Genomic DNA, 15,586 nt, shown 5'->3' with positions numbered 1-15,586 from the left:
GGATCTCTCCGGGGCCTCGACTCACATGTGCACTCGGCAGGATTCGAACCTGCAACCTTCTGATCCGTAGTCAGATGCTCTATCCGTTAAGCTACGAGTGCTTGTTCTGTTGTTGTCGTTGCGCTTCCGAGCCGGTGTTTTCGGCCCCGTCGCGGCGACAGGAAGAACATTACATGACTGCCGCCGTCCTGTGAAATCCGTTCGGGTTAGCCCTTGTGACCTGGGAAAATGACGAAGCCCCGGTCCATGGACCGAGGCTTCGTGATCTTGCTGCGGAGGCGGAGGGATTTGAACCCTCGATGGGCTTTAAGGCCCAAACCGCATTAGCAGTGCGGCGCCATAGACCGGACTAGGCGACGCCTCCAGCACAACCCCCCGCGCGAGCGCGAGTGGTGCGTGCAGATGATGACACAGACGAGCGGCGTGTCACCAATCGGCACCCACGGTACTAGGCGGGTGGGCCGCAGGGCAAAGGGCTTCCCCCCGCCCCGTACCGTCACGCCCCGCACGGCGTTAGTCAGGTCATGTTCCAGGTCACCCCCCGCTTCCCCGGCGCCCCCCGCGTCGCCCCGGCCGCCGGCCGCCGCCTGCTCCTCGGCGCCGCCGCCCTCGCCCTCGCCGTCGGCACCCCCGTCACCTCCGCCGCCCAAGCCGCCCCCCTCGGCACAACCGTTCCCTCCGTGGCCCCCGTCGCCGTCCCCGGCACCGCCGTTCCCTCCCTCGATCCCGTCCCCTCCTCCCTCGCCCCCGTCGGGCGGCAGGGGGATCACCTCACCGTCGTTGTCCGGGAGGCCGGGCGGGGGAGTGGGACGTTCGAGGTGTACTGCCATCCCGGGGGCGGGAATCATCCGCAGGTCGACGCGGCCTGTGCGCTGCTGGACCGCAAGACGCAGTGGGGCCGGGACACCTTCGCTCCTCCGTCCGACGGCAGCGTCTGCACGATGCAGTACGGCGGGCCCGCCACCGCGCGGATCACCGGTGTGTGGGCCGGGCGCCCTGTTGACGCGACGTTCGACCGGCGGGACGGCTGCCGGATCGGACAGTGGGACCGCCTCGTACCGCTGCTGCCCGACCTGAGCCCGCCGCCCCGGGCAACGGCCGCGTAAAAGTCCCGCCAAGGTCTCGTGAACCCGCCTCGCGCGCTTGAACTGCCGGTCACATGTTCTGCGTCACTTCACCGTGCGACCTCCCTCTCATTGCGCGCCCCGAGCGGGACCCGGGGTCGTAGACTCCCTCGCGTGACACGGCTCGGGCCGGTGGGCAAGATGGCCCGAGCGGTCGGCAAGGTGCGGTAACAGGGAGGAAGCGTCTCGTGAGCAGCAGGCCATCCCGAGGCGCTGCTCGCCTCGCAGCGATACTCGACGCACTCCCCGACGCGTTGTTCCTGGTCAACGCGAACGGGACGGTCGTCAACGCGAACACCATCGCCCTGGAGGCCTTCGAGGCCCCGGGCACCGCGCTCGTCGGGCGCGGACTGCTCGATCTGCTGCCGCAGTTCGACTCCAAGCTGATCCCCGGCTCGATGCGCCGGCCGGACCACATGGACCCGCGCGGGCAGACCAAGCCGACGCGGATGGTGGCGCGACGCACCGACGGCGTCGAGTTCCCGGTCGAGGTGACCAGCGCGAACCTGGAGAACGGCCAGCAGGCCTACGACAATTACGGCTACAGCGGCGACGAGCTGCTGATGCTGGTCGTCCGGGACCTGACCGGCACCGTCGACACCGAGGCCGAACTCGCGCGTTCCCAGCGGCAGACCGAGATGATCCTGCGGGCCGCCAGCGAGGGCGTCGTCGGCACGGACACCGACGGGCGGATCGTGCTGGTCAACCCGGCCGCCGCGCAGATCCTCGGCTACCGCGCCAGCGACCTCGGCGGCAAGGAGCTGCACACCCTCGTCCTGCACTCGCGGGCCGACGGCGGGCCGTTCCCGTACGACGAGTCGCCGCTCGCCGACACCCTGCGGTCCGGGCGCAAGCACCGGGTGCGCGGGCAGGTGCTGTGGTCGAAGTCCGGGGACCGGGTCTCCGTCGACCTGACGACGGCGCCGGTGCGCGACGGCGACCAACTCGTCGGCGCCGTCATGACCTTCGCCGACCGGCGCCCCTACGACGTGCTCGCCGAGGAGATGGCCGAGGCCGAGCAGCGCCACCGGGACGACCTGGAGCGCCTCGACGAGGAGCACGCCTCCGAGCTGACCGCCCTGCGCCAGCAGCACGTCCGCGAACTGGAGGAGCTGACCGAGCGGCACGCCGAGGAACTGGGCGCGGGTGAGGACCGGTACGCGGCGCTCGGGGAGCGCGAGAAGGACCGGTACGAGGCGCTCGCGGCACGGCACGAACAGCTGCTGACGCTGCTGGGACGGTCGTTGCGCGGGCCGCTGGACGAGTTGCGGCGGGAGCTGGCGGCGCTGGCCGCCGACGACGCCGGGCAGTTGTGGCCCGAGGCCAATCAGGTGCTGCACCATCTGTCGGCCGGTTACTCCCGCATCACCACCCTCATCGACAACGTCCTCGGCTACCAGCGGCTCGACACCGGCGGCGAGGACGTCAGCCGGACCAAAGTGATGCTGGACGCGGTCGTCGCGGCCGGTGTGGACGGCGCCGTGGAGCTGATCGGGCCCGGCCGGGTGCAGTTCGCGGTGCACGCGCCGCCGATCGAGGCCGAGGTCGACCCGGTGCGGCTCGCGACCGCCCTCGCGCATCTGATCGCGGACGTGGCGGGCGTCGACGCGACCGGCAACTCGCCGATGTCGGCGAGCGGTTACATGGACAACACCGTCGTGGTGGCGGCGGCGCAGCGCGGCGAGGTCGTGCGCATCGAGGTGCGCGGGCCGTACGCCGGGGGCGATCCGGTGCACGAGCCGATCGTGCGCGGGATCGTGCGCGCCCACGGCGGCGTCCTCCAGACCCACGAGGTGCCGGGGATGAGCGGCAACGCCTACGTCCTCGAAGTGCCGATCGGCGGAGGCGCGGGAGCCGTCGCCGCCGCGCCGGAGGAGGTTCCGGCCGAGGTCGAGGTCGAGGAGCAGGTCGCCGGGGGCGGGCGGCGGCGCGGGCGGCGGGCGTCCGTCGACGCGTTCCTGGAGAGCGACGTCCCGGGGGAGAACGACGGCCCCGGCGAGGTCGGCGTTCCGGGCGAGGGCGAGGGTGCCGGTGAGGCCGGTGTGCCCACCGGACGGCGCCGTCGGCGGGGCGCTCCCGCGCAGGAGGCACCGGCGCTGCCCGCGCTGGCCGCTGCCCCCGGCGACGGTTCCGGCGGCACCGGACGCAGGCGTGGCCGACCGGCCGACGGCGTCGTCGAGGGCGGGGACGGGGTCTCCGAGGGGGCCGTCGTCACGGCGGCCGAGCACGCGGCGGGCGCGGCGGCGGTCGGAACGGGGCTCGGTGGCACCGTTCCGCCGCAGGGTGTGCCCGCACCCGCAGGAGGACGCCGGGCCCGGCGCGACGACGGTGAGCAGCACGCCCTGCCGCCCGGCAGGCCCGCCGCCGCGGCACCGGGAGCGGACCCGGCGCCCGAGCGGCAGCCCGGCGCCGACGAGGACGCCGGGGAGCCCGGTGGACGTCGGCGCCGTGCCCTGGCCGCCGCCAACGAACGCGCCGCCGCGACCCAGGAGGCCGGTCCGCGCCCGGTGTTCGCCCTGCCGCCCGCCGCCGCCGACCGCGCTCCCAAGGCGCCGCCGGCCCCGCCGCGCGCCCAGCCGCAGGGCGCCCCGCCTCACCTCCCGTCGCAGGCGGGGCCGGAGGGGGCACCGGTCGCGGTGAGCGACGACGGGCGGCACGACGCCGTTCCGTTGGACCAGGCCGACGACCACACCCCGCCGCAGCCGCACCCCACCAACGGGCCCACCGGACGCCGTCGCCGTGCCGTCGCGCAGCCCGGCGTGGCCACGGCAACTCCCCCGCAGGGAACGGCCGTTGGACCCGCCCAGGCTCCCGCCCCGGCTCCGGCTCCCGCCCCGGCTCCGCAGGCGCCCGGGATTCCGGCGCAGCCGTTGCCCGCCGAGACGGCCGTGCCCGCCGCCCCGTTGCCGCCGGAGCACACCCCGGCGCAGGCCGCCCCGCCGCAGCCGCAGCCGTTGCCCGCCGAGGCCGCCGTCGACCCCCACTCCGCCCAGGGGCACGCCATCAGCGTGCGGACTCTCGGGCAGGGGGTGCCGTTCACGCGGCAGGCCGCTCAGGTGCAGCAGCCCACGGCGACGCCTCCGCCGCGTGACCCGAACGCCTCCGGGCGGCGGCGCAAGCTCGGTACGCCGCCCGACCCGACCACCGCGCGCCCGCATCCGTCGGGCGAGCAGCCCGTCGCCGCGTCGCCCCAACTCCCGTCGTCCGGTGGGCAGTCGAGGCTCGCGCAGACCACCGAGGGCTCCGGCAGGTCGTACGCGATAGGGGCCCCGGACGAGAACGCCGACGAGGGTCCCGAGCCGTTGGACGGTCCCGGCGGCGCGGTCGAGGTGGCGGACCCGCCGCGCCCGCAGCCGTTGGACGACGAGTTGCCGCCGGAGCCGTTGGACAATCCGCGTCGGCTGCTGGTGTGGCCGGCGCCGGACGTGACGACGCAGCAGGCGCTCAGCGACCGGGGCTACCGGCCGGTGATCGTGCACTCGCGCGAGGAGGTCGACGCGCAGATCGCGGCGTTCCCGGCCGCGCTGTTCGTGGACCCGCTGACCGGGCCGATCACGCGGACGGCGCTGCAATCGCTGCGGCAGGCGGCGGTGGCCGCCGAGGTGCCGGTGATGGTGACGGCCGGGCTCGGGCAGGCGACGCGCGAGGCGGCGTACGGCGCCGATCCCGCCGTTCTGCTGAAGGCGCTCGCGCCCCGGGACAGTGAGCAGCATCCGCCCCGGGTGCTGCTGATCGAGGAGCACGCGGAGATCGCGCTGGCGCTGACGTCGACGTTGGAGCGGCGCGGGATGCAGGTGGCGCGGGCGGCGAGCGACGCGGACGCGGTGGCGCTCGCGGGGCAGTTGCGGCCGAACCTGGTCGTGATGGACCTGATGCAGGTGCACAGGCGGCAGGCCGGGTTCGCCGGGATCATCGACTGGCTGCGCGCGAACGGCCAGCTCAACCGCACCCCGCTGGTCGTCTACACCGCCGCCGTCGACCAGGCCGACCTGCCTCGGCTGGCCTCCGGCGAGACGGTACTCTTCCTCGCCGAACGTTCCACCAGCCCCGATGTCCAGAGCCGCATCGTCGACCTCCTGGCCCGGATCGGCACCAACTGATCGTCGGCGGCCGTGACGACCCTGCCCTGATGGGGTCAGGGCAGGGTCGTCACGGTCAGGTCGCCGTCCGCGTACCGCGCGCGCAGCACCTTCTTGTCGAACTTGCCGACGCTGGTCTTCGGGACGGCGTCGATGACCGTCCAGCGTTCCGGTAGCTGCCACTTGGCGATCCGGCCGTGGTCGGCGAGGAAGGTCCGCAGGGCCGCGAAGTCGGCGTCGGCGCCCTCCTTGAGGACGACGGCGGCCAGCGGCCGTTCGCCCCACTTGTCGTCGGGGACGGCGACGACGGCGGCCTCGGTGACGTCCGGGTGGGCCATCAGCGCGTTCTCCAGTTCGAGCGACGAGATCCACTCGCCGCCGGACTTGATGACGTCCTTGGCGCGGTCGGTGAGGGTGAGATAGCCGTCCGGCGAGATGGTGCCGACGTCGCCGGTCTTCAGCCAGCCGTCCGCGCTGAACTTGTCGGCGGGGCGCAGGGGTTGAGCCTCGGGGCCGTTGTAGTAGGCGCCCGCGATCCAGGGGCCGCGCACCTCCAGTTCCCCGGCGGACACGCCGTTCCAGGGCAGCCGTTCGCCGTCGGGACCGGAGAGGCGGGCCTCGACTCCGGCCGGGAAACGTCCCTGGGTGAGCCGGTACGCGAACTCCTCCGGCGTCCCGATCACCCGCGCCGGTGGCCGGGCCACCGTGCCGAGCGGGGACGTCTCCGTCATGCCCCAGGCGTGGAAGACGCGCATGCCGAGCCGGTCGAAGGCGTCCATCAGGGCGGGCGGGCAGGCCGAGCCGCCGATGGTGACCTGGGTGAGGGAGGAGACGTCGCGGGGGCGGTCGGTCAGTTCGGGGAGCAGGCACTGCCAGATGGTGGGGACGGCGGCGGCGTGCGTCGGCCGCTCGCGCTCGATCATCCCGGCCAGCGGCCCGGGCTGGAGGAAACGATCCGGCATCAGCATGTTGACGCCGGTCATGAAGGTGGCATGGGGCAGACCCCAGGCATTTACATGGAATTGGGGCACCACGATCAGGGACGTGTCCTGGTCGGTCAGCCCCATCGACTGCGCCATGTTGACCTGCATGGAGTGCAGATAGATCGAACGGTGGCTGTACACCACGCCCTTGGGGTCCCCCGTGGTGCCGGAGGTGTAGCACATGGCGGCGGCCTGACGTTCGTCCAGCTCAGGCCAGTCGTACGTGGTCGGGCGCCCGGCGATCAGGTCCTCGTACTCGTGCACGCGAACGACGCCGACGGCGGCGGCGTCCGTGAGCGGGGCGCGGTCGCCCGGGCCCGAGACCACCACGTGCTCGACCGTCGTGAGGTGCGGGAGCAGCGGAGCGAACAGCGGGATCAGGGAACCGTTGACGATCACCACCCGGTCGGCGGCGTGGCCCACGATCCAGGTCAGCTGGTCGGCGGGGAGGCGGACGTTGAGGGTGTGCAGGACCGCACCCATGGAGGGGATCGCGAAGTATGCCTCGACATGGTCCGAGTTGTTCCACATGAAGGTCGCGACGCGGTCGTCGCCCGTGACGGCGAGTTCGTCGCGCAGGGCGTGCGCCAGCTGGGCGGCACGGGCCCCGATCTCGGCGAAAGTGCGGCGCTGCGGCTCGCCGGGTTCCTCCCGCCACGTGGTGACCTGCGAGGTTCCGTGGATCGTCGACCCGTGGGTCAGAATCCTGGAGATCAACAGCGGTACGTCCTGCATGGTGCTCAGCACGGCGTCCTCCCGGGGCGACACTGCCCGACGGCGGTGGGGGCTGCGCCGATTCTGCGCACGTACCGCTCGGTATGTCACTAGGGGCCGGGCCGATCGATCACCACACCCACAGAATCCGGACGCCGCCCCAGGGATACCCCTAGGTCCCCGGTGCTAACGCACAGGCCCCAGCTCAGCGTCCTCACGCAACTTACCCAACGCACGCGACACCGCCGACTTCACCGGCCACCAACGCCCCGAGCACCCCTAGGCCCCCGGTACCGATCGGCGCTAACGCACAAGCCCCAGCTCAGCATCCTCACGCAACTTACCCAGCGCACGCGACACCGCCGACTTCACCGTCCCCACCGACACCCCGAGCACCTCGGCCGTCTGCACCTCGCTGAGGTCCTCGTAGTACCTGAGAACGACCATCGCCCGCTGCCGGGCGGGGAGTCTCATGATCGCCCGCCACATCGCGTCGTGCAGCGCCTGCCGTTCGGCCGGGTCGTCCTCGTCGCCGGGCAGCGGCTCCGGCTCGGGCAGCTCCTCGCACACGAACTCGTCGACCTTGCGCTTGCGCCACTGCGAGGTGCGCGTGTTCAGCAGCGCCCGGCGGACGTAGCCGTCCAGCGCGCGGTGGTCCTCGATCCGCTCCCAGGCGACATACGTCTTGGTCAGCGCGGTCTGGAGCAGGTCCTCCGCGTCGCACGGGTTCGCGGTCAGCGACCGGGCGGCACGCAGCAGCACCGGCTGGCGGGCCCTCACGTACGAGGCGAACGACGGGTACGCGAGGGTCTGCGACGCGGGTTCGGCAGCCGCGGACGCGCTGGTGCAGACGAGTGTGGTCATGGCTTCCACGCTAGGAGCGGGGGTGCCTGCGGCGGATCGGCCGGAGGTCCCGAAGCGGCGTCCCTCTCAGGTTGTACGGGTGGTACTGGCTCCACCTCCTGAAGGTGGACGAGAGACATCGGGGTACTGCGGGATGACCCCTGGGGGAAGCCCTGAGAATGAGACGCGGCCAGTGGGGGGGTAGGCGTCTGGTGACGCCGGGATCGGGCCGGAAGCCTGCACTCCGGCGCCTGCCATGCCGAGTACCGGCCCACGCCTCCGGTGACGCCGGGATCGGGCGGGAGGGCGGTACGCCGACGCCGGTACTGCGGCCAGCAGGGGGCCAGGCGTCCGATGCCGCCGGGATCAGGCGGGAGGGCGGCACTCCGACGCCGGCCATGCCGAGGACCGGTCCACGGCGTCCAGTAACGCCCGGGATCAGGCGGGAGGGCGGTACCCCGACGCCGGTACTGCGACCAGCAGGGGGCCAGGCGTCCAATGCCACCGGGATCGGGCCGGAAGCCCGCACTCCGGCGCCGGCCATGCCGAGGACCGGTCCACGGCGTCCAGTAACGCCGGGATCGGGCGGGAGGCCAGTACCCCGACGCCGGTACTGCGACCAGTAGGGGGCCAGGCGTCCAATGCCACCGGGATCGGGCGGGACGCCAGTACTCCGACGCCGACACTCCGGTACGCGAGTACGCCGTTGCCGCCGTGGCCAGGACCGGCCCCGGGGCGTCCGGTGACGTCAGGATCAGGCTGGAAGCCGGTACGCCAGCGCCTGCCATGCCGTTCATGCCGTGCCGGGTGGCTTCCCCGAGCTGCCTGGTGTGCGGAGTGCGGCGCCGTCCGCCCCGGCCGCGAACTCCGGTGCCTCCCCGCGCGCGCACTTGCATCGGCACGAACGGCGTGAAGTGGTCGCCAGCCGGGACAGGCCCGAGGTGCGTCAGAGTGGGCGGGCGACGGCCGTGGGGGTACGCCGCCGGGTTCGTCGCCGTGTATGCCCGGCCGACGGCGGCTGCCTGACCCCTAGGTGTGCAGAGTTCTGCGGGTCGGCGTCGCTCCCCAGGAGGCTGGGGTGAGCTGCTCGAACGGCAGCGCCGAGCCGGGCGCCGTGTGCTCCGCTGGCGGCTCCTGGTGGCGCATCCTCGATCCGGACCGCCGAGCCGAACCGTGGAGGCCGGTCCGGGGCGTGACGAAGTACCCGGTGCCCAACTTGGTGAGGAGTGAGCGTCAAGGCGCCGAGCAGGAGCCCTTGTTGGGGGACCTGTCTGTCGACGCCGAGGCCAGGTACGGGACTTGAGCCATGCCGAAGTCGGAACCCTGTTGGTGCCGGGGGCGAAAACGCCTGCGCGGCGGTACCGGAGTACCGCCGCGCCGACGTGTCACCACCCCACGGAGCACACCCTGACCATCAGGGCCGGTTCACCACAGGCGGTTGAAGTGGACGAGGACGTTCTCGTTGCCCTGATTGATGCCCGTGAACGCGGACCCCTTGACCTGCGCGGTGTTGCTCTGGTTCGTGGCGCCGGAACCCACCGCGTTCTGCTGCGTGGTGGCCAGGTTGCCGTTGTTGTCGTGGCCGACGCCGCTGCCGACGATGGTCGCGACACCGGCGTTCGATCCGTCGTCCGCAAAGCCACCGTTGTCCGCCGCGGCGACGCCGGTGAACAGGGCGGCGGCCAGCGGGAGGGCGGAGACGGCGGCGATGACGCGGGCGGTACGGATGCTTGCCATGATTTCTTCCTCCAGAACCCGGCTCTGTGCCGGAAGTACGTCAAGTAAGGCTGTTCCCGGGGCAGTTGGCCGACCGCCTCGGTGCTGTGTACGACGTCGCGAGATCAGAGTTGCCCACCGCACCCCGCAGAACCACCCCGTAGACCCTGATTCCCCCTCAAGTGCTACGACAAGTCGATAAACCCCTTTCACTACACCTTCCGGCACTCTGCGCCCGATTCGGCACGGAAGCGACGTTCACGCCCTAGGCGCCCCTTGAGGTGAAGCGTTTTCTCCCGGCTTGGTCAGTTTCGATCCCAGGCCACCCACTCCGGCGCGTCGCCTCCCCACCCACCTCCCTCAGTCGAACGGGCACACGGACGGAGGGGGCGGTGGCGGGTAGGTACAGGGGGGTGCGGGGCGCGAGGCACGGCGACATGGAGGCGCGGGCGCGACCATCACCAGTCGGCAGGCGCCGGCGACACGGCCCGCACAGCCCCCTCGACCAGCCCCTCGACCGCCCGGAACCGCCCTCCCCGAAGAGTTGCAACTGAACGATATTCACCATTGCGTACACATGACCCCGCTGGTAGCGTCTCACTCGCATTGACGGGGGAATTGCTTGATCTAAGCGATTCCGAGTGCACGGGGGTTTGATTTCGTGAATATCCGAAGCAAAGCCATTTCCACTGCGGTGACCTTCACCATGGCCGGCACACTGTGCGCCATCGGGACGACCGCTTCCTACGCGGCGCCGACAGAAGCCGAAAAGGTCGCGGCGGCCGCGCAGGCGGCAACAGAAATGCAGGCCAGCGTGGGATCGGATGAGATCTGCGCTGTCGTAGGCATCGGCAGTGGCGCGGCAGGCCTTTCCAAGGCACTGGCCAAGGGCGCGTCCTGGGTAGGAATCGGCGCCAGCATCGGCTGCTATCTGTACACGCAGGCGAAGAAGGCCACGCCCGCACAGAAGCGCGCGGCGATGATCAAGTCGTACAAGAGCTACCAGGCCAAGAGTGACCTCAAGAAACTTGAGGCTCTCGGCTACAGCTGCCGGAAGAAGAGCACCGGCGGCGGTGGCGGCGGCGACATCGCCCCGCTCAACTCGAAGTCCGTCCCGATCAGCCCGAAGGTGGGGTACCGGGACATCAAGATGAAGGGCGTCACGTACAAGTGCAGCGCCATCGGGGACTGACCGGTCGCCGCAGCCCGGGCCACGGGGAGCGCCTCCTGCTCTCCGTGGCGCTGGTTGCCGTGAGCCTGCTGTGGATCACGCAGGACATGGCTTCCTGGGCGACGGCACTGTGCGGCGTCGGTGCGGCTGTCGGCGTGCTGGGCGCGCTGTATTTCGGCTGGCACTACATTCGCGCCCGCCGGGAATCGCCCTCGCGCTGAGGTTTCCTCAACGAAAGGCGCGGGCTCACGTGGTCACGCCGGGCAGATGAGGTCGCGGGGTGGGATTGGGGGTGGGATTGGGGGTGCCTTTTTGAGGGCGCCCCCAATCTCGCCGTTTCACGGTTGGACTGGCGCAGCCGAATTGCCCCGTACCCAGAGAATTCGGGAACGGCAACCTCCCCCGCCCCCTTTCACCCCGGCAAGCTGCCACTAAGGCAATTACGGGGAAATCCTTACGGTTCCGCATTTCTACGGCTCGACGCTTATGCGGCTCACCGATAACTAACGGACCGTCGTCACCGTTCCTCTTCATCTCACACCCGACGGCAAACCTCTCGACGCCCAAGGCGCCAACTGTGCCGCCCCTGTCCCCCGACTTTGGACTGACGTCGAACTCCCCATTCCCGAGCCCCCTCAACACGACGTCCACGCTTCGCACCACCTCGATCGCAAACACCTGACCCTGCCTACGGTCACGGCACGCAGAACGGGTGCCCCTCCGGAGAGGGACACCCCAAGTGGCCTGCGTGGCCTACGGACTGTGCGGAGGCGGTGGCATCTGAACCCACGGTGACATCGCTGACCAGAGCGCCCTCCACTCGGCACACGCCCTCGGTACCTTCGTGAGGAACAGCCTCGACGGACGGAGCACCGATGCTGGAGGAAGCCGAAAAGATCGGTCGTCGCGTGCGCCGGGCGCGGCTCCGGCTCGGGATGCCGCAGGCCGAAGCAACTCTCCCTGCACAAAGGTGAGTTAATCGCCGGGCCCCCCTTTCACTCTCGCCTCGGCGATCTCTCCCTCGATCTCGCCAAGAAGGGAGAGATCGGGGTCGTCGTCGCCGTTCCGAGCAACCATTCGGCGTCCTACCAGCTCCGTCCGCCCGTTGGGGGCGCGGAGTGGCGGGCCAGGTCCGACGGCAGCACCCTGCGCTCCGTGCCCGTCCCGGTCACTCACGTGACACCACTGCGCCGTGACGCCGTCTACGACCTCCGCGCGCAACAGGCCGCCCTCGCGATCGCCGTTCACTACGAGGACCGAGGACCGAGGATCGGGCGAAGCCCTGCTCCCTGGTGCAGTCCCTCACGTTCGCCGGGGCGGCCCTCGTCCGCGACAGGTTCGGGGTACCGGCCGAAGTCCAGTTCAGCGCCCTCGACAACGCCCCCGCCATCGTCACCGACCCGGAGAGCGGTCACCGTTGCCAGCGGGCCTCCGCGCACACCCTGGCACGGCCGGTGCCGCCGACCAGGTCGACAGGCTAGCGTGCCCTACTCGTTCGAGACCTACAGCCGGCAGCAGGCCGACGAGCACTTCCGCCGCACGTGGCTGCGGGTGCTGCCCCGCGTGGACTCCGCCCGCTGCTGCCTGGCCCCTTCGTCGGGGGTCCCCTCCTCTTGCCCGACGGTGCGGCCCCGTGGATGCTCGACACCCGGGAGTGGCCGGGCTCGTTGGCCGAGTACGTCGACCGGCTCCTCGATCTCGCCGACGTGTCACTCGCCGACCCCCACCACTTCTTCCGCTCGTACTCAGCCGGTGAACTCGGCCGACTGATGTCCCCGCACCGACCAGGAGCACGCCCGCACCATGGCGGAAACCACCGGCCGCCTCCGCGAACTGAACCTCTACCGCCGGTACTTCGACCTCGTCGCGGCAGGAGAGAAGACGATCGAGGTGCGCGTGAAGTACCCCCACCTCGAAGACCTGGCTACCGGCGACATCATCCGCTTCCGCATCAAGGGCTCGGACGAGAGCCGCGACGTCCTGGTGAAGCGGGTCACGGGGTACCGGACGTTCGAGGAACTCCTCGACGGAGAGGGCCCGGCGAACGTCAACCCGTCCTCCACCCGTGAGCAGCAGCTCGCCCACATCCGCGAGATCTACCCGGCAGAGAAGGAAGCCCTCGGCACACTCGCCATCGAGATCGAGCTACTGCCGCAGTAAGCCCGCCACGCTGCCGGAAGGGTCGCGGAGACAAGGAGCGACGGCGGGCCACAGCATCGCCGTCCTGTTCCACTTCTACGCCCAGGCGATCAGCAGCAACCAGCAACGCTCGAACGAACGGACTGAACGGGCCTTGGAGGCTACCGTCGGCGAATTAGATCGAGCGGCACTTCGACCAGGCATCATCCAAAAACGGCTCCTGCGTGACGGCCTGGCGTCGCTAGCATCACCACTTGGGAGCCTGGGGGGGGAATCCATATGACAAGCCGCGTAGATTGCCACATTCGCTACGATCCAGAAGTGGACGTGGCGCTACTGTCCTTCGTGAAATCATCGTCCATTTCTGGGGGTCCAGCTCTGGAGTTTGATGACGAGACTGGATTGGCAGGTCTGGTTCGGCTCGGCGCTGAGGGAGAATTCGACCACCTGGAACTTCTGGGTGCGAAGCGTGCGGTCCCTCGGCTGCTGTCAAAGCTGCGCACGCCACCGCCGGGAGTGCGGGACTATTGCCGGGGTGTAGTCGAGGTGTGGATGGCAGGCCCCGAGGAGCAAGGCGCGGTCCGCTTCGATCTCGATGACACCGCTACCAGGGGCGATGAGTACGAGGTTTCGGTGAGAGTCGAATCGTCGTCCTCGACCGTTGCCACGTTGATGTACGACGGAGATTCAGGTGTGCTCCGTTCACTGACGCTTTTCCCTTCAGGGAATCTGCTTCGGGACTTCATCGAAAATCACGTCGTCGGTGGCTGACCCCGGCTTCTTTCTGTTCGGAGGCAGCAGCTCCGGCGTTTGCACGCTGCGCGTTCGTCGGATCTCCAAGTTCCGCGGCCTCACGCCGTCGGTTCTTGGTGCATGCCTGGTTCACACGCGCTGATCCGCAACGCGGCAGGGCGGGACCAGGCTGAGACGGCTCTCACACAAAAAGGGTGCCCCTCCCGGGAGGGGCACCCCAAGTGTCTGCGTGTACTACGGGCTCTGCGGAGGCGGTGGGATTTGAACCCACGGTGACATCGCTGCCACGACGGTTTTCAAGACCGTTCCCTTCGGCCGCTCGGGCACGCCTCCCCCGCGCCGCCGGTGATCAGCGGCGCGGGGACAAGAGTAACGGGTCAGCCGTCGCCGTCGCGGGCGCCCAGCGTCAGCTGGACCGTGTGGGACTTGCCGCTGCGCTCGTAGGTGATCGTGACCTTGTCGCCGGGCTTGTGCGTCCAGATCTCGCCGATCAGGGTCGGCCCGGAGTCGATGACCCGGTCGTCGAGCTTGGTGATGACGTCACCCGGCTTCAGCCCGGCCTTGGCGGCGGGCCCGCCCGACTCGACCGCGTCGGAACCGCTGGCGCCCTGCTCCGTGATCTTCGCGCCGCCCGAGGAGTCCTCCAGGGACACCGACGCGCCGATCTTCGCGTACACCGGCTTGCCGGTCTGGATCAGCTGCTGGGCCACGTACTTGGCCTGGTTGATCGGGATCGCGAAGCCCAGGCCGATCGAACCGGACTGGCTGGAGCCGCCGAGGCCGCCGCTGCCGGTCGACTGGATCGCGGAGTTGATGCCGATCACGTTGCCCTGGGCGTCGAGGAGGGGGCCGCCGGAGTTGCCCGGGTTGATCGACGCGTCCGTCTGGAGGGCGCTCATGTAGGACGCGTTCGAGCCACTGCCGTCGCTGGAGGCGACCGGGCGGTTCTTGGCGCTGATGATGCCCGTGGTGACCGTGTTGGACAGCCCGAACGGCGCGCCGATCGCGATCGTGGAGTCGCCGACGGCGACCTTGTCGGAGTTGCCGAGGGTCAGCGGGTTGAGGTCCGACGGCGCGTTCTTGAGCTTGATGACGGCGACGTCGTAGCCCTGCGCGTGGCCGACGACCTCGGCGTCGTACTTCTTGCCGTCCGGGAAGGTGGCCGTCAACTTGCCGCCGTCCACCGCGTCGGCGACGACGTGGTTGTTGGTGACGATGTGGCCCTGGGTGTCGAAGACGAAGCCCGTGCCGGTGCCGCCCTCGCCGCTGCTCGACTCGGCCTCGATGGTGACCGTGCTGGGCAGCGCCTTGGCCGCCACGCCCGCGACCGTGCCCGCGTCGCGCTTGACGGAACCGCCGCTGGTGGAGGAGGAGACGGTCGTCGAACCGTTTCCGCCGTCGTTGTTCTTGGCCAGGGTGTAGCCGAGGCCGCCGCCCAGACCGCCGGCCACCAGGGCCGCGACCAGGATCGCGACGACCAGACCGCCGCGCCCGCGGCCCGACTTGGGCGCCGGCTCCTGCGGATAGGCCGCGCCCCAGACGTCACCGCCGCCCGCGCCCGCGTCGCCGTACGCGGGCGTGGCGGGCGCCGGGGGCGGCCAGGCGCCCTGGGGGTTCGCAGTGTCGTGCGCCGGCGGATTCTGGCCACCGAACGCGCCCTGCGGAGCCGCCTGCTGCCCGGCCTGCGCTTCCTCCGCGCCGGTTCCCGCGTACGCGCGCGTGGCGCCGTACGCCGGTTCCTGCGGCGGGGTCGCGGGGGCGCCCGGGGGCACCGGCGGGATCGGGGTCGTGGGGGCGCCCCCGTCGGGGGCCGTGCGCTCCTGGGGTGCGGAGGCAGCGGGAGCGTCCACCGGCACGGGGGGTGCGGACGGGGCGGGTGGTACCGCGGTGCCCTCGTTCTCGGTGCTCACAGCTTCTCTCCTCGATCCACGGCTGTTTGTTCTCGGTCGCACTCGGTCACGCTCGTTCACGGTGGCCTGGGGCCCGGCGCGATGCAGCTGTGCATGTCCTGCTGTGCATGTCCTTTTGTATGCCGTCAGCTTTTCCCATGAGCCGTCAGGGCAC

Annotated in this window: 11 protein-coding genes and 3 tRNA genes; 7 read left to right on the top strand and 7 right to left on the bottom strand. The window is 70.6% G+C overall.

The features are described from left to right. Positions 1-28: 28 nt before the first annotated feature. Together ACIQOU_RS29650 and ACIQOU_RS29645 are read right to left on the bottom strand one after the other, a co-directional pair. A tRNA-Arg gene (locus ACIQOU_RS29650) sits at positions 29-101 on the bottom strand. Positions 102-273: 172 nt separating this feature from the next. Then, positions 274-364: transfer RNA gene (locus ACIQOU_RS29645), tRNA-Ser, on the bottom strand. Positions 365-524: 160 nt separating this feature from the next. Here ACIQOU_RS29645 and ACIQOU_RS29640 point away from each other — a divergent pair. Both ACIQOU_RS29640 and ACIQOU_RS29635 read left to right on the top strand, forming a co-directional pair. Further along, positions 525-1,106 (top strand): SSI family serine proteinase inhibitor, encoded by a 582-nt coding sequence (locus ACIQOU_RS29640; RefSeq protein ID WP_401541401.1) that lies wholly within the window; start codon positions 525-527, stop codon positions 1,104-1,106. Positions 1,107-1,312: 206 nt separating this feature from the next. After that, the gene (locus ACIQOU_RS29635) at positions 1,313-5,224 is read left to right on the top strand and encodes a PAS domain-containing protein (protein ID WP_401541398.1); all 3,912 of its coding nucleotides are present in this window, start codon (positions 1,313-1,315) and stop codon (positions 5,222-5,224) included. 35 nt (positions 5,225-5,259) lie between these two features. Here ACIQOU_RS29635 and ACIQOU_RS29630 read toward each other — a convergent pair whose 3' ends face one another. From ACIQOU_RS29630 to ACIQOU_RS29620, 3 genes are all read right to left on the bottom strand, one after another. After that, a complete protein-coding gene (locus ACIQOU_RS29630) occupies positions 5,260-6,954 on the bottom strand; it encodes a long-chain fatty acid--CoA ligase (protein WP_401541395.1) in 1,695 nt (564 codons plus the stop codon). A 249-nt stretch (positions 6,955-7,203) separates the two neighbouring features. Beyond that, on the bottom strand, positions 7,204-7,764 hold the full coding sequence (locus ACIQOU_RS29625) for a SigE family RNA polymerase sigma factor (protein ID WP_401541392.1): 561 nt from the start codon (positions 7,762-7,764) through the stop codon (positions 7,204-7,206). A gap of 1,404 nt (positions 7,765-9,168) precedes the next feature. Further along, complete coding sequence (locus tag ACIQOU_RS29620; protein ID WP_401541389.1) at positions 9,169-9,480, bottom strand: hypothetical protein; 312 nt, start codon at positions 9,478-9,480, stop codon at positions 9,169-9,171. A 640-nt stretch (positions 9,481-10,120) separates the two neighbouring features. Between ACIQOU_RS29620 and ACIQOU_RS29615 the strand changes: the two genes are divergently transcribed. From ACIQOU_RS29615 to ACIQOU_RS29595, 5 genes are all read left to right on the top strand, one after another. Continuing rightward, a complete protein-coding gene (locus ACIQOU_RS29615) occupies positions 10,121-10,651 on the top strand; it encodes a hypothetical protein (RefSeq protein ID WP_401541386.1) in 531 nt (176 codons plus the stop codon). A gap of 44 nt (positions 10,652-10,695) precedes the next feature. Next, on the top strand, positions 10,696-10,851 hold the full coding sequence (locus ACIQOU_RS29610; protein ID WP_401541383.1) for a hypothetical protein: 156 nt from the start codon (positions 10,696-10,698) through the stop codon (positions 10,849-10,851). 1,071 nt (positions 10,852-11,922) lie between these two features. After that, a complete protein-coding gene (locus tag ACIQOU_RS29605) occupies positions 11,923-12,111 on the top strand; it encodes a hypothetical protein (protein WP_401541380.1) in 189 nt (62 codons plus the stop codon). A 322-nt stretch (positions 12,112-12,433) separates the two neighbouring features. Then, positions 12,434-12,790, top strand: a complete 357-nt coding sequence (locus tag ACIQOU_RS29600; protein WP_401541378.1) for an ASCH domain-containing protein — start codon at positions 12,434-12,436, stop codon at positions 12,788-12,790. A gap of 258 nt (positions 12,791-13,048) precedes the next feature. Then, complete coding sequence (locus ACIQOU_RS29595) at positions 13,049-13,540, top strand: hypothetical protein (protein ID WP_401541376.1); 492 nt, start codon at positions 13,049-13,051, stop codon at positions 13,538-13,540. A gap of 228 nt (positions 13,541-13,768) precedes the next feature. On the opposite strand, the gene ACIQOU_RS29590 is transcribed toward ACIQOU_RS29595, so the two are convergent. Continuing rightward, positions 13,769-13,855, bottom strand: a tRNA-Ser gene (locus ACIQOU_RS29590). Positions 13,856-13,899: 44 nt separating this feature from the next. After that, entirely contained in the window at positions 13,900-15,432 is a 1,533-nt protein-coding gene (locus ACIQOU_RS29585; protein ID WP_401541374.1) for a S1C family serine protease, read from the bottom strand. Between the last annotated feature and the right edge of the window lie 154 nt (positions 15,433-15,586).

Origin of the sequence: Streptomyces sp. NPDC091279 (assembly GCF_044757465.1) — a bacterium.
Lineage (GTDB): Bacteria > Actinomycetota > Actinomycetes > Streptomycetales > Streptomycetaceae > Streptomyces.
This window is presented reverse-complemented; position numbering and strand designations above follow the sequence as displayed.

Bases quoted from the DNA above. Each gene is read 5' to 3' on its own strand.
- ACIQOU_RS29600 (WP_401541378.1), top strand. From the start codon at position 12,434: ATGGCGGAAACCACCGGCCGCCTCCGCGAACTGAACCTCTACCGCCGG.
- ACIQOU_RS29625 (WP_401541392.1), bottom strand. From the start codon at position 7,764: ATGACCACACTCGTCTGCACCAGCGCGTCCGCGGCTGCCGAACCCGCG.
- ACIQOU_RS29640 (WP_401541401.1), top strand. From the start codon at position 525: ATGTTCCAGGTCACCCCCCGCTTCCCCGGCGCCCCCCGCGTCGCCCCG.
- ACIQOU_RS29620 (WP_401541389.1), bottom strand. From the start codon at position 9,480: ATGGCAAGCATCCGTACCGCCCGCGTCATCGCCGCCGTCTCCGCCCTC.
- ACIQOU_RS29595 (WP_401541376.1), top strand. From the start codon at position 13,049: ATGACAAGCCGCGTAGATTGCCACATTCGCTACGATCCAGAAGTGGAC.